The sequence below is a fragment of the Sphingomonas sp. BL2 genome (assembly GCF_056680015.1).
This window is the reverse complement of sequence record NZ_CM155261.1, coordinates 2311310-2332294: the sequence shown is the minus strand read 5'-3', so window position 1 is coordinate 2332294 and position 20985 is coordinate 2311310. Positions and strand designations below refer to the sequence as shown.

The window sequence follows — 20985 nt, the reverse complement described above, 5'->3', positions numbered from 1 at the left end:
ATGCTGGTCTTCGGTGTGCCCATATCGCCCCTAACGTCGATCCTTCCAGCGCGGATATCGGTCATGCCAGCGACTCCACCGCCGCGCGGAACGCAGCCCCGCGCGCTTCGTAATCGCGAAACTGGTCGAAGCTAGCACAGGCTGGGGATAACAAGACAGTGTCGCCGGGCTTGGCGTTTGCGGCGGCAATGCGGACCGCTGCGTCGAGCGTGCCGACATTCTCGACGGGCATGGAATCTTTCAGGATTTCGGCGAACTTCGGGCCAGCCTCGCCGATCGTGTAGGCGTGGACGACGTGGCCGAAGGCGGGCTTGCAGGCGTCGAGGTCGTCGCCCTTCGCGCGGCCGCCGACGATCCAGTGAACCCGGTCGAACGCGGCCAAAGCCGGCGCAGTGCTCTCGGGATTGGTCGCCTTGCTGTCGTCAACATAGGCAACGCCGCCATATGAGGCGATCTGCTCCATCCGGTGCGGCAGGCCCGTGAAACTCGTCAGGCCGCGATCGATGTTGACTTCGCTTACGCCCAGCGCCTTGGCGACGGCGATCGCGGCGAGTGCGTTCTGGGCGTTGTGCGGACCCTGGAGCGTCGGCCAGTTGCTCTGATCCATGCATACGCCCGGGGCGATCTTGGTCAGGTGCCCGCCCTTCGCCGACAGTCCGCGCGCAATCTCGGCAGACGGCGCGTCGCCTATGCCGATGACGGCGTCATGCTCGGCCGACTGCATAGCGAACAACCGCGCCTTCGAGGCGGCATAGCCCTCGAAGCCGTCGTAGCGGTCTAGATGATCCGGCGTGATGTTGAGCAACACCGCGACGTCGCAATCGAGCGTCTGCGTCAGGTCGATCTGGTAGCTCGACAGTTCGAGCACGTAGACGCCGCCCTCGGGGAGCGGTTGCTGTTTGAGGATTGGCAGGCCGATATTGCCGCCCATCAGCGTGGGGATGCCGGCGGCCTTGAGGATATGGTGGACGAGCGCGGTGGTGGTGGACTTGCCATTGGTGCCGGTGATGCCGACGACCTTGTGTGGGGATAGGTCGGCGCGGGCTTGGGCGAAGAGTTCGATATCGCCGATGACGGGGACGCCTGCCGCGCGCGCCGCGGCGGCAAGCGGATGCGTGTTCAACGGCACTCCCGGCGACACGACCAAAGCGTCGAACTCCGAAAGATCATCTAACGGTGCGACTTCTAAAAGCCCTCTCCCCCCCGGGGAGAGGGTTGGGTGAGGGGCTGTTCCAGACGCAACACTGCTTGGCTGCCCCTCACCCCAACCCTCTCCCCGCAGGGGAGAGGGAGTGAAGACGGCACGCTTGGCTTCGTCGGAGTCCCAAGCAACCACGCTCGCTCCACCAGCAACCAACGCCCGCACAGTCGCAGCTCCAGACCGCGCGAGTCCCAGCACCGCATAGCGTTTCCCGCGCCAGGCCTTCGCGATAATCACCGCAGCTTCAACGTCGACAGACCGACCAGCGCCAGCACCAACGCAATGATCCAGAAGCGGATCACCACCGTAGCCTCGGCCCAGCCGAGCTGCTCGAAATGATGGTGGATCGGCGCCATCCGGAACACGCGCTTGCCGGTGCGCTTGTAGAAGAACACCTGGATGATCACCGACAAAGCCTCGATCACGAACAGCCCGCCGATGATCCCCAACACGATCTCGTGATGCGCGACGACCGCGATCGTCCCCAGCGCGCCACCCAGAGCCAGCGACCCGGTATCGCCCATGAACACGGCCGCCGGTGGCGCATTGAACCACAGGAACGCGAGCCCCGCGCCGACGATCGCCCCACAGAAGATCGCCAGCTCACCCGCGCGAGGGACGTGCGGGATACCGAGATAATCGGCGAACTTCACGTTGCCGACGAGATACACGATCACCATGAATGCGACGCTGGCGATGATCACCGGCATCGTCGCCAGCCCGTCGAGCCCGTCGGTCAAATTCACCGCATTGCCGAACGACACGATCGTGAACGCCGCGAACACCGGGAAGAACCAGCCGAGATCGAGGTACATGCGCGACGTGAACGGCAGATACAGATGCGGGCCGTTCTGCGACATGATGATCGTCGCGGCGACACCGGCAATGATGAACTCGAGCAACAACCGTGTTCGCCCGCTGATCCCCGCGGTACTGGCCTTGCGCACCTTGTCATAGTCGTCGAGGAACCCGATCGTCCCGAAGCCGAGCGTCACGAACAGGCACGCCCAGACATACGGGTTGCTCAGGTCCATCCACAGGAAGATGGCGAGGCACATCGAGGTCAGGATCATCAGCCCACCCATCGTCGGCGTGCCGCGCTTCGACAGATGCGATTGCGGGCCGTCGGCACGGATCGGCTGGCCCTTGCCCTGCCGCACGCGCAACCAGCCGATGAACTTCGGCCCGATGATCAGGCCGATGATCAGCGCGGTCGCGACGGCGCCACCGGTCCGCACCGTCTGGTAACGGATGAGGTTCAGCAGGCCGGGAAACCCCAGGTGCTCGGCGAGCCAGTACAACATTCAGTTAATCCCGCCTTTGAGGCCAGCCACTATGCGGGCGAGGCCCACCCCGTTCGATCCCTTGACGAGCACGACATCGCCCGGCGCCAGGATCGTCCGTAACGACGCGAGCGCGGCCGCAGCGTCGCCCACATGGACGGTTTCGATCTGTCCCTCAAGCACCTGCGCTAACGGCGCCATCGCTTCACCGACCAACAGCGCCATTTCGACGCGCGCGGCGAGAATGGGCTCGGCGAGGTTAGCGTGATAGTCGTCGGAGCCCTCGCCCAGTTCGCGCATTTCGCCGAGCACCGCGATGTGGCGGCCGGGTTCATGCCCGAGGACGCTGAGCGTCGCACGCATCGAGGCTGGGTTGGCGTTGTAGCTTTCGTCGATCATCAGCGCCTGCCCGTCGCCGACGGTCACCTGCGACCGCGCACCACGTCCTTGCAATCCGCCGAGTTCGGCCAGCGCGAGGCCTGCGAGTCCGAGATCACTGCCGGCCGCCTGCACGCAGGCCAGCACGCCGAGCGCATTGGACACCCAGTGCGCGCCGGGCTGCGCGATCGTGAAGCTCAGCTCGTGCTCCGCCCCCTGCCCCATCCGCGCAGTGACGAACGTCCCGCCCGTCGGCAGCCGCATCGCCTCGATCGCACGGACGTCGGCGCCTTTCTCGCTGCCGAACGTGACGATGTGCGCGGCATGCGGCGCGGCTTGTCCGAGCAGCCGGTCGCGGTGCGGGCTGTCATAGGGCACGATCGCGGTCCCGTCCGGTTCGAGCCCGGCAAAGATCTCCCCCTTGGCATCGGCGATCGCGCTTTCGTCGGGGAAGAACGCGGTATGCGCAGGCGCGATCGCAGTGATCATCGCAATGTGCGGCTGCACGAGTCGGGTCAGCTCGGCAAGCTCACCGGCGTGGTTCATCCCCATCTCGAACACACCGAACTTCGCGTCGCGCGGCATGCGGGCGAGACTCAGCGGGACGCCGGTGTGGTTATTGTAGCTCTTGACCGAGCGGTGCACCTCGCCGGGCGCGGCGCGGTCGAGGCAGGCGAACAGCGCCTCCTTGGCGCTAGTCTTCCCGACGGAACCGGTGACGCCGATGATCTTGGCGGACGAGCGTGCACGGCTAGCGTCGCCAAGCGCGTTCAATGCGGTAAAACTGTCCGCAACGAGGACGTGCGGGTGGTCGCAAGGCTCAGAAACGATCGCCCCCGCCGCGCCCTGGGCAAAGGCCTGGTCGAGGAAGAGGTGCCCATCGCTAGCCTCGCCCTTCATCGCGACGAACAGGTCACCGGGGCCGACTTCACGCGAGTCGAACGCAACGCCAGTGACGGCGAAGTCGCCTGACGCCATGCCACCGGTAGCGGTCGCGATCTCGACTGAAGTCCAAAGACTCACTGCTCCCCTCCCGCCTGCGGGAGGGGGCGGGGGAGGGGCTGATCAAACAGAGCGACCGCCAGTACGTACGTCGCGCCCTCCCCTAGCCCCTCCCGCAGGCGGGAGGGGAATGAAGACATCGCCGCCCTCACGCCGCGCACTCCCGCGCGACGGTCACGTCGTCGAACGGCAGCACCATATCGCCGACGATCTGCCCCTGCTCATGGCCCTTGCCAGCGATCAGCACGATATCCTCGGGCCCAGCCTCGCGCACCGCCGCACCGATCGCCGCGCGCCGGTCGCCGATTTCCTCAGCGCCGCGCGCGCCCTTCAGGACGTCGCAGCGGATCGCGCGCGCGTCCTCGGTTCGGGGGTTGTCGTCGGTCACGATAACGCGGTCGGCGTGTTGCACCGCGACCTGCCCCATCGTCTCGCGCTTGCCGGTGTCGCGGTCGCCGCCCGCCCCGAACACCACGATCAGCTTGCCACCAGCATGCGGCTTGAGCGCGGCAATTGCAGCTTCGAGCGCGTCGGGGGTGTGGGCGTAATCCACGTACACCGGGGCACCCGACTTCGCGATCACCGCGCGTTCGAGTCGCCCGCGGACCGGTTGCAGGCGAGCCAAGTTGGAGATCGTCGCGCCGATATCGCCACCGGTCGCGATTACCAGTCCGGCCGACACCAGCGCATTCGCCGCCTGGTAGGCTCCGATCAGCGGCAAGGTGACCTTGTACGTCTGGCCGTCAGCCTCGATCGTCAGCCCCTGCCCGAGCAGCGTCGGATCGCGGCCGACCAGCCGCAATGTCTCGCCCTGCGTGCCGACCGTCACCAAGCGGTTGCCGCGCTCGCGGGCCAGATCGATTACGCGTGCCGACTGGGGATCGTCCGCCCAGACCACCGCTGCACCGTCGGTCGACAGCACCTCTGAGAACAGCCGGATCTTGGCGGTGAAATACGCGGCCATGTCGCCGTGATAGTCGAGATGGTCACGGCTGAGGTTCGTGAACGCCGCAGCAGCCACCTTCAGCCCCTCGGTCCGATACTGCGTCAGGCCGTGGCTCGATGCCTCGAACGCGAGGTGCGTCACGCCTTCGCGCGCAAGGCCCGCCACGTTCGACAGGAACGTCACCACATCCGGCGTGGTCAGCCCGGTCGTCACTCGCTCGTCAGCCGTCGTAACTCCCAGCGTGCCGATCGACGCCGCATGAAACCCCGCCATCCGCCAAAGCTGCCGGGTCATCTCGACGCACGACGTCTTCCCGTTCGTCCCGGTGATCGCCACCGACGTCGCGGGAAACGGCGCGAAGAACTTCGCGGCCAGTTGCGCGAACCGTTCGCGGGGGTTGTCGTCGGCAATGTACGTGGCGCCCTCGACCGTCAGCCCAGGCCGCGCCACGACCGCGATCGCGCCCGAGCGGATCGCATCGGCCACGAAATCCTCGCCGTTGACGCGCGCGCCTTCGAACGCGCCGAACACCGTGCCCGGCGCGACCTTGCGGTGATCGATCGCGAACCCCGTCACCTGCGCCTCTTCCGTCCCGTCGGTCAGCGCTGCGAGTTTCATGCAATAGTCCTCATTGCCCGGTCGGCTGTGTACGCGACGGGTCCTGCCACAAAGTCGGCAGGATGTCAGACTCGTCGATGTCGCGGTGCGCGTCGGGCACCACGCCCAGGATCGCACCGACACGCGAGATCGTCCGGCCCACCACCGGCGCGGTATTCCACGCCGCGGTCTTCCACCCGGCGGTTTCCTTCGTCCCGAGCGGCGAATCGAGCATCGCCAGGACGACATAGCGCGGCGCATCCATCGGGAACGCCGCGGCAAACGTCGCCACGTTGCGCGAATGATCGTAGCCGCCGGACACGGCCGCCTCGGCCGTGCCGGTCTTGCCACCGACGCGGTAGCCCGGCGCATCGCCCTTGCGACCCGTGCCGCGCTGCACGATCAGCCGCAGCATCTGCCGCATCCGCGCGCTGGTCTGCTCGCTGATCACGCGACGACCGGCAACCGCATGACCCGGCGCGACCTTCAGCAACGTCGCCGGCCGCCAGATCCCGCCATTGACCAAGGCCGCATAGGCGCTCGCCAGATGCAGCGGGGTCACCGCGATGCCGTGGCCATAGGCCGTGGTCATCGTCGTCGTCCGCGCCCAGTATTTCGGCCACAACGGACGGCCCTTCTCGCGCAGTTCGATATCGGGCTTGGTATCGAAGCCGAGCTTCTTGAACATCGCCTGCATCTTTGCGGGCCCGACCTCGTCGGCAACCCGTGCGGTGGCGATGTTGGACGAATAGATCAACGTCTCGGCCATGTTCAGCCAGCGCTTCGGATCGCCGCGCTCGTCATGGATCGTGAAACGCCCGACCTGGAGCGGATGAGTCGCATCGAAGCGCCGCGCGAACGATGTGACGACACCCGTATCCATCGCGGTCGCCATCGTGATCGGCTTGAACGTCGAGCCAAGCTCGAACACGCTCTGCGTCGTGATGTTGCGGAGCTGTTCGCTGCCCGACATGCCGACGCGGTTGGGGTTAAAGGTCGGCAGCGAAACCATCGCGATCACCTCGCCGGTCGCCACGTCGAGGACGATGCCGCCGGCACCGCGGGCCGAGAACGTCGTCATCGCGCGGCCGAGTTCGCTCTCCATCGCCGCCTGGACGCGGTTGTCGAGCGACAGCGCGACCGGCGTACCGTTCAGCGCCGGGTTGGTCAGCCGCTCGTCGAGCACACGCTCCATTCCGCTCATGCCGTGGCCCGCGGTCGACAGGAAGCCGAGCGCATGCGCCGCCATCGTCGACTGCGGATACAGCCGCTGCGTATCGCGGTCGAACACGATCGCGGGCTCGCCGATCGCGTTGACCTGCTCGACCAGTGCCGGCGACGCGCGCCGCTGGAGATAGATGAAGCTCTTGCCCGACGTCAGCAGCGCATAATAATGCGCCTGGTCACCCGCCTCGGGCATCAGCGCGGCGAGCTTGCTGGCGATCTCGGTCGGATCGCCGATCAGCTTCTTCGGGTGCACCGCGATCGTCCACGCATCGATCGTCCGCGCGAGCGGCGCGCCGTTGCGATCGACGATATCCCCGCGCGCGGCGATCGCCGCCGAGCGCGCCTGCGGATCGGCGAGCGACGCCTGTACCGCCAGCATCCCGAGTCGACCGACCACCACCAGCACCGCTGCTCCGAACAGGAACATCAGCATCATCAGGCGCGTGTGCGCCGTCGCCACCAGTGCATGACGCTGGTTGGCGCTACGTTGCTGCGAGACGGGCCGGGCGACCAAGGCGGTCACCGCCGCTTACGGCTCTCGGAGCGGGCGCCGCTCATGATGTCACCCAGCGTCGTGTCGGACAGGAGCTTGCGGTCGAGCATCGCCACTGCCTGCGGACGGACCTTCGCGACGGCGGCGAGGCGTTCGGTCTTGGCAGCGCGGACGAGTGCGGCCTCGGCGGACCGCGGCGTCGACACCGACGCGCGGATCACGACCGGCTTGAGCGCGGTCTTCGACGCAGCCTGGATCGCGACGTTCATCGCACGCGGCGCAGTAACCTGCGCCATCTGCACCGGAGCAAGCTTCACCACGGCAGGAGCAGCGGTAACCGGCACGATCGACGTGGAGACGACGGACCCCGCCCCCGACGGCACGAGCAGCGCGGCGGTCTGGACCCCGTCCGCGCGCAGGCTGTTGACGTCGAGCGCCGCGAGCGCGGCCTCGCTCACGACGAACTGGCCCGCGGTCGGCGCCGACAGCGCCAGCGTATCGCCGTTCCAGCGCTCGAGCTGCGCCAGATTGCCGCGCGTGTCGAACTCGGTTTCGAGCGCACGGATGTCGCGCTGCGCCGAGCGGATCTGACCATTGACCGCCTCCAGCTTCTTGCGCTCGGCGGCGACCTGCAGCGACACGAGGTAGAAACCGAGCACGACGGCCACGCAGCCCCCGAACCAGCCCACACCCTTCATCCGATACGCCGCCGTCATGTCGTCACCTCTTCCGTCCAGGGTTGCGCGGAGGTCCGCCGCGCCGTCCGTAATGTCGCCGAGCGCGCACGCGGATTGCGTGCGATCTCGGCCTCGCCGGCGCGAACACCGCGGCCGACATGAGAAAAACTAGGTTCCGCAACGGCTTTCACCTGCGGAAGATGACGTGAACCTGAAGGAGAGCCCCCGGACCGCGTGCGCAGGAAGCGCTTCACCATCCGGTCCTCGAGGCTGTGGAAGGTCACGATCGCGAGCCGGCCACCGGGTTTCAGCACGCGCTCGGCCGCCAGCAACCCGTCGGCGAGTTCGCCCAACTCGCGATTCACGTGGATCCGGATCGCCTGGAACGCGCGGGTCGCGGGGTCCTTCTTGTCGTGCGCCTTGTAGCCGAGCGCGCGGCGGACGATGTGCGCCAGCTCGCCGGTCCGCGTCAGCGGGCGCGCGGCGACGATCGCCCGCGCCACGCGCCGCGACTTGGGCTCGTCGCCGTACTGATACAGCACGTCGGCGATCTCGTTCTCGTCCGCCTCGTTGACGAAGTCCGCCGCCGACATGCCGGCCTGCGCCATCCGCATGTCGAGCGGGCCGTCCGACTGGAACGAGAAACCGCGCTCGGCCTGGTCGAGCTGCATCGACGACACGCCGATATCGAGCGTCACGCCATCGACCGGCGCGAGGCCACGCGATTCGAGTTCGGACGCCATCGCCGAGAAATCCGCGGCGATCAGCGTCAGGCCTTCCTCGGCCTCTTCCATCGCGCGACCATTGGCGATCGCGTCTGGATCGCGGTCGAAAGCGACGATCCGCGCGCCCGACTTGAGCAACGCCAGCGTGTAGCCGCCCGCGCCGAACGTGCCGTCGACCATCGTCTCGCCGGGCTCAGGGGAAAGCGCGGCCAGGACTTCGTCGAGCAGGACAGGGATATGCGGAGCATCAGGGCCGCTCACAGCTGCACCCCCTTCTCGGCCATGTAGAAGCGCGCCATCTCCTTGACGACGGGGGGCATGCCGTCGGTGGCGATCAGCGTCGCGGGGTCCCAGATCTCGATATAATCGAGCACGCCATAGAAGAACGCATGGCCCTTGATGCCCGCGTAGAAGCGCGGGAACGCGGGCATGATGAAGCGACCGGAGCCGTCGAACGGCACCGATTCGCCGGATGCTGCGGCGCGCTTGATGTTGTAGTCGTACTCGCCGTTCTCGGACGTGTTCTCGGATTCGCGGCGATCGAGGCGCTCGGCGAGGATGTCGACGTAACCGGGATCATACGCGACCAGGCAGCGATTCTTCTGATGCGCGCCGATGATGATGGTCCCGCCGTCCTTGCCGTTCGCCTTTGGCGCATTTGCGGAAAGGGTCGTCCGGAGCGCCGAAGGGATGGCTACCCGGCCCTTGTCGTCGACAAGGCCGATACCGTCTCCCTGATAGCGACCCCGTACCAACACGCCAAAACCCTTCGAACTGGCGCGCACGCTTCACCGCTTCGAAAAGCAGCCATCGCTACGTTTCGACCGCGTTTTCAGCGAACGATGAAAATGCCCCTGTATTAACCTCCATCTACCATAGCGCTTCGGGGACGCAACGGGATTTTTGGGGATTGGACGGATTAGACGTCAGTTTCGACGGTCAGTCCGGGGGCAATTGCGCGCAGATTGGATACGACCGGGAACGAGTGGCGGTCGGGGCTGGGGAAATTACGGGATCTGGGTGAAGCGTCACGACCTTACAAATCAGTGGCAGACGGTCTGAAACCATGGCCCCGCTGGGTATCATTTTGGACGGGGTATTGCGCTGAAAAGCCAAGCCAACTGTCGCCACCACCCCGGCGAAGGCCGGGGCCCAGTTGAGGGACAGTGATAATTTAAGGCAGCGCGCCGTTACAGCGGCCTTCCCAACTGGACCCCGGCCTTCGCCGGGGTGGTGTGTATTAACGGAAGCCAGCGCCTGCCCAGCGCGCAATGGCGCAGCTTACTGCGCGGGCGCCTGCGCGTTGGCGCTTGGGGCGACGCCCATCTCCGCTAGCGGTTCACCAGCACCGGCGGCATCGGTGACGTTCGAAACACCCATGTTCGCCACCACGTCGGCCTGCGCCGTACCCGCGGTCGCGACCGGCCGTTCGCGATTCGTCGAGCCGATGATCGCGCTGGCAAGACCGATCAACAGCACGACCGCGGCGAGGCCGATCATACCGACCTTGATGCGCTGCATGGTCTGGGAAGGTTCGTGGGGTAACTTCATCTTGCCCTGCCTCGATACCCGACTACCGCGCTTCTGTCGATTCTCGGGAACCATACCGCTCAAGCCAGCCCCTTCGCCTGACGCCATTCGGGATCGTACAGCGTCGAAAGATAGCGGAATCCGGTGTCGCACAGGATCGTCGCGATCCGCTTGCCGGGTCCCAGGTGCTTCGCCAGCGCCACCGCACCTGCGACGTTGATCCCCGACGAAAGTCCGAGACAGAGTCCCTCCTCGTCGAGCAATCGCCGGACCCAGGCATAGCCCTCCTGGTCCGAAATCCGGAACTGCGTATCGATCGGCGCGCCCTCCAGATTGGCGGTGATCCGCCCCTGCCCGATCCCCTCGGCGACCGAGGAGCCTTCGGCCCTTAGCTCGCCGTTCGCGTAATAGTTATAGAGTGCCGCGCCGTGCGGATCGCTGAGCGCGATGCAGACCGCCTCGTCCTTCGCCTTCAATCCAAGCCCAACACCGGCGATCGTCCCACCCGTCCCCGCCGCACAGGTGAAGCCGTCGATTCGCCCGTCCATCTGCGCCCAGATCTCCTCCGCGGTCCCGACGATATGCGCGCGGCGATTGGCGGTATTGTCGAACTGGTTCGCCCAGATCGCGCCCGGCGTCTCCTCGGCGATGCGCCGCGACGTATGGACGAAATGGCACGGCGAAGAGAACGCCGCCGCCGGTACCAGCACCAGTTCGGCGCCGAGCGCTCGCAACGTGTCCATCTTCTCACGGCTCTGCGTCTCGGGCATGACGATGATCGTCTTGTAGCCCTTGGCATTCGCCACCAGCGCAAGGCCGATCCCCGTATTACCCGCCGTGCCCTCGACGATCGTCCCGCCGGGCTGGAGCAATCCGCGCTGCTCCGCATCCTCGACGATGAACAACGCCGCGCGATCCTTCACAGACGCACCGGGGTTCGCATATTCGCATTTGCCAAAGATGTCGGAGCCGGTCGCCTCGCTAGGCCCTTTAAGTCGAACGAGTGGGGTATTGCCGATCAGGGCAAGCGTATCAGGGGTCGTATGCATCATCGCTATGTGGCGTGACGCCTCGCCCGGAGCAAGCGAGCGAAAGTTGGGTGCGGTAAATGCTTTTCCGCGAAACCCGCGCAGCGATGACGCGCTTTTCATCCAAGGTTCATTCGCTTCTCTGTATGATCTATGTTAAGAGTTAAATAGTCAATTGGAGCAGAGATGGTGGACAGATATCGGCATGCGCTCGCTCTTCTGACAGAAGCTTCGGATATCATGGATGCGCTCGGCGACACTCTGATCGTCGCTCATATCGCAACGCCGATGGCGATGATCGAGGGCCGGCTCCACCCAGAAGGTGGCATGGCGAACAAGGATCGTCCGCTGAACCAATAACGGTAAGACTGGACCGTCACGTACCGTGCCCCGTTCGTCGCTATGCGATGGTACCGCAAACCATAAGCCTTGACGCTCCATGCTGCATGCGCGAAGCGAGATCCCGCTATGAAAATCCTCCCCATGACCGCCGTCGCCGCGCTGCTCGTGCTGGCAGCCTGCAACTCCAAGCCTGCTACGCCCGAAGTGCTGGACAGCAATCCAGATCCGATGGCGAACACGCTCGCCAACGCCGCGCCGGTCGAGTTGCCGCCTGCGATCAAGTCCGAGAAGACGCTGCGCTGCAAGGACAACAGCCTGCTCTACGTGACGTTCTTCCAGGGCGACAAGCAGGCCGTGGTCAAGACCAAGAAGGACGGCCCCGCGACGACGCTGAAGTCGGACGTTGCCGGTTCGCCGAAGACCGCCGAGGGCGGCTGGTCGATGACCGGCGACGAATCGAGCGTCACGCTGACCGCACCGGGCAAGTCGACGCAGATCTGCCACGCGTAAGTTTCTACGTTTACGAATGACGAAACGGCCGGCGGATCATCCGCTGGCCGTTTTTCTTTGCGCTGCACACTCTTGCCCTCACCGCCGCGGACCGGCACGCTAGTCTGATGGCAACCGTTGCGATCTACAGCCTCAAGGGCGGCGTCGGGAAGACGACGCTTTCGGTGAACCTGGCGTGGTGCGCCGCGACATTGTCGGCGCGCCGGACGCTGCTCTGGGATCTCGACCCGCAGGCGGCGTCCACTTGGGTGCTCGGCGGACCCCATGGAGCCTGGGGCAAAGTCGACCAGGCGCAGGCGATGTTCTCGAAGGACGTCGCGGTCGCCAAGCAGGCGCGGCCGACCGCCTACCCGCATCTCGACCTGATCGCCGCCGATGCATCGCTGCGGGGTCTCGACCAGCTGTTCTACGAGCTCGACAAGAAGAAGCGGCTCACCAAGCTCCTGTCCGAGCTTGCCGCCTATGACCGCGTGATCCTCGACTGTCCGCCGGGTCTGACCGAGACCGCGGACCAGGTGATGCGCGCGGCCGATCTTATCGTCATTCCCGTCATCCCCTCGCCGCTGTCGACCCGCGCGTACGACGCGGTGGTCCAGCACCTGGGCGGCCGCACGCCGTTGCTCCCGGTCCACGTGATGGTCGACAAGCGTCGTGCGCTGCATGCCGAGGCACTGGCCCGCCACCCCGACTGGCCGGTCATCCCGATGGCGAGCAACATCGAATCGATGGCGGTCAAGCGCGCACCGGTCGGCGTGTTCGCACCGAAGTCGGCCGCGGCGCAGGCGTTTGCGGACCTCTGGCGCCGGATCGAACACCGACTCACCGCATGAGCGACGTTTTAGACCCTCAACTCGTGCTCGGCGCCTATTCGGTCGGCGTGTTCCCGATGGCGGACAGCCGCGACGCCGCCAGCGTGTACTGGGTCGAGCCGCGCCGCCGAGCCGTCCTGCCGCTCGACGGGTTCCGGCTCTCGCGCTCGCTGAGGAAGACGATCGCCGCGGACCGGTTCCAGGTCACCGTCGACACCGCGTTCGAGCGTGTCGTGCAACTGTGCGCCGAGAGCGTCGAGGGTCGCCCCGAGACGTGGATTAACGACGGCATCGAGCGCGTCTTCCAGACGCTGCACGCAATGGGGTTCGCGCATTCGGTCGAATGCTGGGACGGCGGCAAGCTAGTCGGCGGGCTGTACGGCCTGTCGCTCGGCCGCGCGTTCTTCGGCGAGAGCATGGTCAGCCGCGCCACCGACGCGTCGAAGGTCGCGCTCGCGCACCTCGTCGCGCGGCTGCGGACCGGCGGGTTCACGCTGCTCGACTGCCAGTTCCAGACCTCGCATCTCGCCTCGCTCGGCGCGATCGAGATCGAGCGCGCGGATTACGTCGCGTTGCTGGGCGCGGCACTCGAGGGAGCGCTCAAGCCTTCGTCCGCCGCTGGGGTCTCCTCGGCGGCCGGCGACTTCCGTGCGCTCGATCGCTTGGCGGGCAAGGCGTCCGCAGGCGGCGCGGTATCGGGGCCGGTCCCCGGGAAGGTCATCGCACAGCTCTTGGTCCAGACGTCGTAGACCGGATGCTGGACCGCGTTCAGCGCCGGGCGTTCCTTGTACAGCCAGCCCGAGAACGTCCGCCGCCAATGCTTGTCTACGCCGCGCACCAGCACCTGTACGAACGCGCCCGTCAGCTGCTCCTGCTCCCACGGAGCGGTCTGTTCGCACGCGCGCAACCGCAGCACGACGTCGCCCATGCGCGTCGCTTGGCCGGGCTTGAGCCGCACTTCGCGGGTTTCGCCGTTCCGCTTGTTGAGCAGGCCTAGCACCGCGACGCGCTGTGCCATCGGGCTGCCGCCATTGGCGATCGCGGCAGCGCCTGTATCGATCGTCTCGATCGAGGAATTGCCCTGCTCGTCAGCGCCCGGCAGGTCCTGCTGGACCGCGGCTACCTTCGTCGCGGGCGTGGTGAGGGCGCGGTATCCGAACCAGCCGCCGACCGCCAACGCCACGACCAACACGGCCGCGGCGAGCCAGCGCATGATCACCCTTCGGGCGTCCAGGCTTCGTAATCGCCCGTCGCAGCGGCACGGTGGCCACCCTTTTCGAGCGCACCGGCGGGACGATAGGCGAGCGCGGTACCGGTCATGTTAGGTACGGCCGGCTTCTGCCACGCGCGGATCGGCGGCAATGCGCGATCGGGCACGTCGTCGACCTGGTGATGCAGCCAGCTGAACCACGCCGGCGGCACGCGGCTCGCGTCGGTCGCGCCCTGGTAGATCACCCAGCGGCGCGGGTTGCCGGCGGTGTCCTTACCACCTTCGTAATAGACGTTGCCGAGCGCGTCCTCGCCCTTCTTCGCCATGCTGCGCAAGCCGAATTTGGTGCCGAGGGTGGCGCCGTTCCACCACGTGAAAGTCGATGCGAGAAAGCCCATGGTTGGCGCTTACCGCGAGTGGGGGCGGGCTTCAACCTTGATGATGGGGGAAGGCGTCGCGCGACCCTCTAAACGATCTTTCCCCTGGCGGGGGAGGATCGTGGAGTTCGCCGTTTAACGCTTCTGCCTGCAACGGTTCCCGCTTCCTTGTTCTCCCGCGAAGGCGGGAGCCCAGACTGGGTCCCCGCCTTCGCGGGGAAACACTTGGCTGGAGACGTCGGCTAGTCACATATCCCACCCCGGCGAAGGCCGGGGCCCAATTGGGTAACGTCGCTAACGAAGCGCTGTTCGCCGTTACAGCGACCTTCCCAATTGGGCCCCGGCCTTCGCCGGGGTGGTGCCATTGGTCGAACGGTTCGCGCGCCTACTTCGCGCTCTTGTCCCACGTCACCAGATCACCCTCGGCAATCCCCAGTTCCGCAGCACGGCCGCCCATCAGTTCCAGCACTGCGCCGACCGGCTCGCCCGATGGAATCGGCGCTTCGGAAAACGGCACGGTATTCTCAGCGATCCGCGCGATCGTGCCGTCGGCGCGAATATAGAGGATGTCGAGCGGGCTCGGCGTATTCTTCATCCAGAAGTTCGCCGCCACGGGTTCGCCACCCTTGGCGGGATACGGCCAGAACAGCATCCCGCCGTCGGGCTTCAGGTCGGTGCGGAACATCAGCCCGCGCGCCTGCTCGGCCTCCGTCTTGGCACTTTCGACCTTGAACGCATGCGTCCCGTTCGCGCTCTTGATCGTCAGCGGCAGCGTAGCGACCGCGGCCACGTCCGAGTCCGCGCGGCTATTCATGTACGCGACACCCCCGGCGCCGACGCCCAGCGCCAGCACCCCGGCCAACACGGCCTTCGTAACGAACATCATCCGAGATCCTCTTCGACGGCGACGGCAAGCGGCCCTTTACGCCCTTCGACCACGCGCGCGCGGAGCGGCTGGTCTGGCTCGACCGTCTCGATCCCGGCGCGGCGCAGCGTTTCCATGTGGACGAAGATGTCGCTGCCATCGGCACCCCGTACCAGAAAGCCATAGCCCTTCAACCGGTTGAACCACTTCACCGACGCCGCCTCGAACGGTCCCGCCGCGTCGATCATTGCGATCGGGTCGATCCGATCGGGCGAAACCGGTGCCCGAACCTGCTCCTCGACCGCGTTGGTCAGATCGATCGAGAGGATCTCACGCGCCTGGAACCCGCGGCCGCGCTGGACCGACAGCGTCTCGACGCGCGCACCTTCGGGGAGGCTGCGGCGGCCATGCGCCTGCAGGACGGAAAAGTGCACGAGGATATCGCCGACGGTCTCGTCGTCCGCCACCGCGAAGCCGAACCCGCGCGTGACGTCGAACCATTTGATAACGCCGCCGATCGCGCGCGTTTCGGCCGCGCCAACACCCTCAAGCGTCGTCGTTCCCGCTTCCACTGGCCCCACCTCTACCGGCATGTCAGCACCTGCTGCGTGTCGTTACGCATTGTTACACCCCTGGACGCCTTGCTAGCACGGTTCGTCGCAGTCGCAATGAATCCGTTGCGACCCTCAGTCGAAATCCATCGATTCGGGGCTGTCGGACGGCGGTGCAGCAACAATTTTGCGTGCGAGATCGAACCGGTGCCCCGCCCGCAGCATCGCCGCGAGCTGTTTTTCGTGGAGTTTTCGGTCGCCGTCCCCGGTGCCGTAGGGGCCGATTCGCTTGCGCCGCGCGAAGGCGAGCGCCGATTCGACGGCGCGGTCGGCGATGGCGGGCGCAACGGACTCCGCATCGCCTTCATCGATACCGGCCTCGCGGAACGCGCCGGCGACTCGGCGAGCGCCCAGCCCGCGTCGCTGCATCGCAGCAGCGCGTTGCTCGGCAAAGGCGCGGTCGTCGACATAGCCGAGATCGGCCATCCGCTGCGCCAGTTCGCTGGGCTCGGCCAGCGCCGCGTCGGCACCGCCGTCCCAGCCGCGCTCGCGGATCTTCCGCATCAGGTAATCGGTCAGGCGGCCCCGCGTGGTCGCGAACCGCTCGACATAGCGCAGCGCCATCTGTTCGAGCGCCGCGGCATCGAGCGGTTTCGGCGCAGGACGCTCGCGCGCCCGGTCCTTGCCGCGCTCCTTGCCACCGCCCTTCCCGCCACTTTTGCCCCAGCTCTTGCCGCCGCGCCGCTTCGTGCCACCGCTATCGTCGAACGCGCCGTTTTCCTGGTCGCCGGCATCCAGCGACGGGGGAAACGCGTTGCTTTCGCTGTGGCTATCATCGGTCACGCCATCATTGTGCCACACTGGCACCCGAAGTTGAACGGCTAGACTGAAGATAGGCGTGGTGTGTTCAAGCGCCGCGACGAACCAAGGAACTGCGATGACGACCGACACGGCTAACAAGGACGGCATGACCGTAGCGTCAATCGTTGCGACGCCGACCCAAGACGCCCTGCCGCGCCGCTTCGCCGATTTCGGTACCTTGGGCGAAGCGCTCGATTACGCCGCTAGCGGTAACCGCGGGCTTAATTTCCACGACGCGCGCGGCACGTTGTCGCAGCCCTACCCTTATTCGCAACTCCGTACCGACGCCCGTGCGATGGCCGACCGCCTGATCGCCGCCGGTGTCGCTCCTGCCGACCGCATTGCGCTGGTCGCGGAGACCGGCCCCGAGTTCGCCGCGCTGTTCTTCGGTGTCGTCTATGCCGGCGCGTGGCCCGTGCCGTTGCCGCTGCCGACCTCGTTCGGCGGTCGTGACTCGTACATCGAACAACTCCGCGTCCAGCTCGCGAGCTGCGATCCTAAAATGCTGATCTTCCCGCCCGAACTCGCGCAGATGGCGGGCGAGGCCGCGCGCCTGTCGGGCACCGTCGGCATCGACTGGTCCGAGTTCGCGACCCGCGAGGCACCCGCGGCAACGCTACCCGAGGCGAAGCCCGACGACATCGCGTATCTGCAATATTCGAGCGGCTCGACGCGCTTCCCGCACGGCGTCGTCATCACGCATGCGGCGTTGCTCAACAACCTCGCCGCGCATAGCCACGGCATGGAGGTCTGCGACACCGATCGCTGCGTCTCGTGGCTGCCCTGGTATCACGACATGGGGCTGGTCGGCTGTTTCCTGTCGCCAATCGCCAACCAGGTTTCGACCGATTACCTCAAGACCGAGGATTTCGCGCGCCGTCCGCTCGCCTGGCTCGATCTGATCAGCCGTAACGAAGGCACGACGCTCAGCTATTCGCCGACCTTCGGCTACGATATCTGCGCGCGCCGCATGTCGTCGCAGACCAAGGCGAGCGACCGGTTCGACCTGTCGCGCTGGCGGGTCGCGGGCAACGGCGCCGACATGATCCGCCCCGACGTGATGCAGTCTTTCGTCGATGCATTCGCCGATGCCGGCTTCAAAGCCAGCGCGTTCCTGCCGAGCTACGGCCTTGCCGAGGCGACGCTCGCTGTGTCGCTGATGCCGCCGGGCGAAGGCATCCGCGTCGAACTGGTCGAGGAAACGCAGTTGTCGGGTGGCTCGCGTGGCGGGGACCGTCCACAACGATATCGCGCAATCGTCAACTGCGGCAAGCCGGTCCGGGACATGCGAATCGAGATCCGCGAAGAGGACGGCACGCCGCTCCCCGATCGCGCGATCGGCAAGGTCTGGTGCAGCGGCAAGTCGGTGATGGTCGGCTATTTCCGCGACGACGCTGCGACCGAGGCGTGCATGGCGGACGGTTGGCTCGACACCGGCGACATGGGCTATATGTCCGACGGCTACATCTACATCGTCGGCCGCGCCAAGGACATGATCATCGTCAACGGCAAGAACCACTGGCCGCAGGACATCGAATGGGCGGTGGAACAGCTCCCGGGCTTCAAGGCGGGTGACATCGCCGCGTTCGCGATCACGACGCCCGGTGGCGAGGAGACCCCCGCCGTGCTGGTCCAGTGCCGCAGCTCGGACGAAGCTGAACGCCTGCGCCTGCGCGACGAGATTCGCGAGCGCGTGCGGTCGGTGACGGGCATGAACTGCCTGATCGAACTGATCCCGCCGCGCACTCTGCCGCGCACCTCGTCGGGCAAGCTCAGCCGGGCCAAGGCGCGCAACCTGTACCTAAGCGGCGACATAAAGCCGTACGACATCGCAGCCTGAGACCGTCCTGCCTATGAGCAGGCGGCGTAAGCCGGGGCGCCGCTGACATACGGATCGAACTGTGGCAGGAGCAGACGCGACCCTGCGCATTGGCCCCAGACCGAACTTAATTACACTCACCGCGGCCAATACGAACCATCTGCTAACCAAGCTGATCTATGACCGACGTCGTGAGCCTTGCACCACCTTCTCCGTCACGCCGCGTGACCGTCGACATTCCCACGCTGCTGGGGTTTCGCGGCGGCGGCGCGGATCATGTCGAGTGGAGCCGAATCCGTGCTGCACAGCTGTTCGCGGGGCGGAAGATGGCGCTGGTCCTGCTTACCACCAACATTGCCGCGGTGCTGGCAACCGGGTTCCTGGTTCGTAATGCCGTCCCCGCATGGCAGATCGCCACGTGGTCGGCGCTACTCGTTGCAATCGCCGTCGCGGTCGGATTCCGTCGCCTCGCCGTCCATCACAATGGTGAAAGCCAGGCGAGCGTTCGCGATCTGCGCAAGACCGGATGGGAAGGCTTAGCGCTCGGCCTCGGCTGGTCGTGCGTGCCCATTCTGTTCTGTACGCATGCGCCATCGGGCACGACCGCCGGGCTCGGGATCACGCTGACCGTCTTGATGACCGCCGCCGCGTTCGCGATGGCACCGCTGGCGCTCGCGACGCTGGTGTTCCTGGGGTATCTCGGTGCGTCGATGGTCATCCAGCTGCTAATCGCCGGCACGACCTCGGCGGCATTCGGGATCCTGGGCTTTACCCTGTTGCTGATGGCGGGATGCATCAGTCGCGCCCGCGCGCTCGTCCTGATCCGCGCCAACGAGATCACGCTGAACGAGCGCGACGAGACCGTCAGCCTGCTCCTGCGCGAATTCGAGGATACCGGGGCGGACTGGCTATGGGAGACCGATGCCATGCGCCGCATCGTTCGCGCGTCGCCGCGCTTCGCGGTCGCGTGCGGGCTTGAACCGGGCGCCATCGACGGCATGCCGTTGCTCCAGTTGCTCGCGGGGCCAAGCTGGGACAGCGGCGATTTCGCGCCCGAACTGCGAACGCTGGCGGAAAAGCTGCGGCGGCGTGAGAGCTTCCGCGACGTCAGCCTGCCGGTGACGATCGGCGGCCAGGGTCGCTGGTGGGACATTGCCGCCTCGCCTCGGTTCGGTGACGATGGCGAATTCTACGGATTTCGCGGCGTGATTTCCGACATTACCGAGCTTCGCGCATCGGAAGACCGGATCAACCGGATGGCGCGGTTCGACGCGCTCACTGGATTGCCCAACCGCTTGATGATCAACGAGACGCTCGTCGGAACGATGGCCGAGGCCGACCGGTGGGGCCGCCGATATGCGTTCATGATGCTCGACCTCGATCGGTTCAAGGCGGTCAACGATACGCTCGGCCACCCGATCGGTGATCGCCTGCTCGGGCGCGTGTCGGAGCGGCTTGAGGGCTTGATGGCAGACGGCAACTTGTGCGGGCGTCTTGGTGGCGACGAATTCGCGGTGATCGTGCGCGATGCGACCGATGCCACTGTGGTCGACGACCTCGCGCGGCGCATCATCGAGACGCTGTCGCAGCCCTACGACATCGACGCGCACACGCTGTACATCGGCGCCAGCGTCGGCATCGCGATCGGCCCCCGCGACGGCCGTACCGCGGAAATGCTTGTCCGCTCTGCCGATCTCGCGCTCTACCGTGCAAAAGACGCCGGCCGCGGAGTCTATCGTACGTATGAGCCCGAACTTCATGTGAAGGCCGAGGAGCGGCGGATTCTCGAGATGGCGCTGCGCACGGCACTCGAGAATGGCGAGATGCACCTCGAGTATCAGCCGGTCGTCGATGCACGCGGCGAAAGGCTGGTCGCGTTCGAGGCGCTGTTGCGCTGGACCAGTCCGCGGTTCGGCATCATCGCCCCCGAAAAGTTCATTCCGCTCGCCGAGGACGCGCGCCTGATCGCGCCGATCGGGGCGTGGGCGCTGCGCACCGCGTGCGAGGAAGCGGCGACATGGCCGTCCGACATTCGTGTCGCGGTGAACGTGTCCGCCGACCAGCTCCAGAACCCCAATTTCGTGACGACGGTCACGTCCGCGCTGGCGAACACCGGCTTGTCCGCGGATCGCCTCGAACTCGAGGTTACCGAAAGCGTGTTCCTGACCGACGCGCTGGGCGCGACCAAGGTCCTGGAGCGGCTGCTCGATCTCGGCGTCCGTCTCAGCCTCGACGATTTTGGCGTCGGCCATTCGTCGCTCGGCTATCTTAGCCGTACGCGGTTTTCGTCGATCAAGATCGACCGGAGCTTCGTGCGGGATGCCGCCGCCGGGACGCGCGAGGCGGTTGCGATCGTCCACGCGGTGATCGCGCTCGCCCGGAGCCTAGACATCAGCACGACCGCGGAGGGCGTCGAAACCGAAGCCGAGCACCGCATGGCGCAGGCGTTCGGGTGCGCCAACGTCCAGGGCTTCTATTTCGGTCGCCCGATGCCCGTCGAACAGGCGCGCGCGCTTGCGAATGGTCGCTGGAAAGCATCGGCCGCCGCATAACC

Annotated in this window: 19 protein-coding genes and 1 pseudogene; 5 read left to right on the top strand and 15 right to left on the bottom strand. The window is 66.2% G+C overall.

Features of this window, described 5'->3' with window-relative positions:
* Nucleotides 1–61: 61 nt before the first annotated feature.
* The 10 genes from murD to AC1ME3_RS10845 form a co-directional block, all read right to left on the bottom strand.
* A complete protein-coding gene (gene murD, locus AC1ME3_RS10890; RefSeq protein ID WP_480953151.1) occupies nt 62–1438 on the bottom strand; it encodes a UDP-N-acetylmuramoyl-L-alanine--D-glutamate ligase in 1377 nt (458 codons plus the stop codon).
* Nucleotides 1435–2505 carry a phospho-N-acetylmuramoyl-pentapeptide-transferase gene (mraY, locus tag AC1ME3_RS10885; RefSeq protein WP_056051331.1) on the bottom strand — a complete coding sequence of 357 codons (1071 nt, stop codon included), beginning with the start codon at nt 2503–2505 and terminating at the stop codon, nt 1435–1437. The genes murD and mraY overlap by 4 nt, the downstream gene beginning before the upstream one ends.
* On the bottom strand, nt 2506–3885 hold the full coding sequence (locus AC1ME3_RS10880; protein ID WP_480953150.1) for a UDP-N-acetylmuramoyl-tripeptide--D-alanyl-D-alanine ligase: 1380 nt from the start codon (nt 3883–3885) through the stop codon (nt 2506–2508). It lies immediately after the preceding gene.
* A gap of 127 nt (nt 3886–4012) precedes the next feature.
* On the bottom strand, nt 4013–5428 hold the full coding sequence (locus AC1ME3_RS10875) for a UDP-N-acetylmuramoyl-L-alanyl-D-glutamate--2,6-diaminopimelate ligase (RefSeq protein WP_480953149.1): 1416 nt from the start codon (nt 5426–5428) through the stop codon (nt 4013–4015).
* Between the two features lie 10 nt (nt 5429–5438).
* The gene (locus AC1ME3_RS10870) at nt 5439–7157 is read right to left on the bottom strand and encodes a peptidoglycan D,D-transpeptidase FtsI family protein (protein ID WP_060526690.1); all 1719 of its coding nucleotides are present in this window, start codon (nt 7155–7157) and stop codon (nt 5439–5441) included.
* The gene (locus tag AC1ME3_RS10865; protein ID WP_060526689.1) at nt 7154–7843 is read right to left on the bottom strand and encodes a hypothetical protein; all 690 of its coding nucleotides are present in this window, start codon (nt 7841–7843) and stop codon (nt 7154–7156) included. Before AC1ME3_RS10865 ends, AC1ME3_RS10870 begins: the two co-directional genes overlap by 4 nt.
* The gene (rsmH, locus tag AC1ME3_RS10860) at nt 7840–8790 is read right to left on the bottom strand and encodes a 16S rRNA (cytosine(1402)-N(4))-methyltransferase RsmH (RefSeq protein WP_192974370.1); all 951 of its coding nucleotides are present in this window, start codon (nt 8788–8790) and stop codon (nt 7840–7842) included. Before rsmH ends, AC1ME3_RS10865 begins: the two co-directional genes overlap by 4 nt.
* Complete coding sequence (locus AC1ME3_RS10855; RefSeq protein ID WP_480953148.1) at nt 8787–9287, bottom strand: division/cell wall cluster transcriptional repressor MraZ; 501 nt, start codon at nt 9285–9287, stop codon at nt 8787–8789. The genes rsmH and AC1ME3_RS10855 overlap by 4 nt, the downstream gene beginning before the upstream one ends.
* A 523-nt stretch (nt 9288–9810) precedes the next feature.
* Complete coding sequence (locus AC1ME3_RS10850) at nt 9811–10050, bottom strand: hypothetical protein (RefSeq protein WP_480953147.1); 240 nt, start codon at nt 10048–10050, stop codon at nt 9811–9813.
* 89 nt (nt 10051–10139) lie between these two features.
* Nucleotides 10140–11108, bottom strand: a complete 969-nt coding sequence (locus AC1ME3_RS10845) for a cysteine synthase A (RefSeq protein ID WP_480955811.1) — start codon at nt 11106–11108, stop codon at nt 10140–10142.
* Nucleotides 11109–11555: 447 nt separating this feature from the next.
* Here AC1ME3_RS10845 and AC1ME3_RS10840 point away from each other — a divergent pair, with 447 nt between their 5' ends.
* The 3 genes from AC1ME3_RS10840 (at nt 11556) to aat (ending at nt 13497) form a co-directional block, all read left to right on the top strand.
* Entirely contained in the window at nt 11556–11939 is a 384-nt protein-coding gene (locus AC1ME3_RS10840) for a hypothetical protein (protein ID WP_480953146.1), read from the top strand.
* A 107-nt stretch (nt 11940–12046) separates the two neighbouring features.
* On the top strand, nt 12047–12769 hold the full coding sequence (locus AC1ME3_RS10835; protein WP_480953145.1) for a ParA family protein: 723 nt from the start codon (nt 12047–12049) through the stop codon (nt 12767–12769).
* Nucleotides 12766–13497 (top strand): leucyl/phenylalanyl-tRNA--protein transferase, encoded by a 732-nt coding sequence (aat, locus tag AC1ME3_RS10830; RefSeq protein ID WP_480953144.1) that lies wholly within the window; start codon nt 12766–12768, stop codon nt 13495–13497. The genes AC1ME3_RS10835 and aat overlap by 4 nt, the downstream gene beginning before the upstream one ends.
* A gap of 35 nt (nt 13498–13532) precedes the next feature.
* Here aat and AC1ME3_RS10825 read toward each other — a convergent pair.
* The 5 genes and pseudogenes from AC1ME3_RS10825 to AC1ME3_RS10805 all read right to left on the bottom strand — a co-directional run.
* Nucleotides 13533–13766: pseudogene (locus tag AC1ME3_RS10825) on the bottom strand (DUF2155 domain-containing protein); the annotation flags it as partial.
* A 197-nt stretch (nt 13767–13963) separates the two neighbouring features.
* The gene (locus AC1ME3_RS10820; RefSeq protein WP_056060269.1) at nt 13964–14356 is read right to left on the bottom strand and encodes an NADH:ubiquinone oxidoreductase subunit NDUFA12; all 393 of its coding nucleotides are present in this window, start codon (nt 14354–14356) and stop codon (nt 13964–13966) included.
* 364 nt (nt 14357–14720) lie between these two features.
* Entirely contained in the window at nt 14721–15149 is a 429-nt protein-coding gene (locus AC1ME3_RS10815; RefSeq protein ID WP_480955810.1) for a DUF192 domain-containing protein, read from the bottom strand.
* 68 nt (nt 15150–15217) lie between these two features.
* Nucleotides 15218–15793 carry a cold-shock protein gene (locus tag AC1ME3_RS10810; RefSeq protein ID WP_082441341.1) on the bottom strand — a complete coding sequence of 192 codons (576 nt, stop codon included), beginning with the start codon at nt 15791–15793 and terminating at the stop codon, nt 15218–15220.
* A gap of 93 nt (nt 15794–15886) precedes the next feature.
* Complete coding sequence (locus AC1ME3_RS10805; RefSeq protein WP_480953143.1) at nt 15887–16594, bottom strand: regulatory protein RecX; 708 nt, start codon at nt 16592–16594, stop codon at nt 15887–15889.
* A gap of 94 nt (nt 16595–16688) precedes the next feature.
* On the opposite strand from AC1ME3_RS10805, the gene AC1ME3_RS10800 reads away from it, so the two are divergent.
* Together AC1ME3_RS10800 and AC1ME3_RS10795 are read left to right on the top strand one after the other, a co-directional pair.
* Nucleotides 16689–18452, top strand: a complete 1764-nt coding sequence (locus tag AC1ME3_RS10800; RefSeq protein ID WP_480953142.1) for a fatty acyl-AMP ligase — start codon at nt 16689–16691, stop codon at nt 18450–18452.
* Nucleotides 18453–18610: 158 nt separating this feature from the next.
* Nucleotides 18611–20983 (top strand): putative bifunctional diguanylate cyclase/phosphodiesterase, encoded by a 2373-nt coding sequence (locus AC1ME3_RS10795; RefSeq protein WP_480953141.1) that lies wholly within the window; start codon nt 18611–18613, stop codon nt 20981–20983.
* Nucleotides 20984–20985 lie beyond the last annotated feature (2 nt).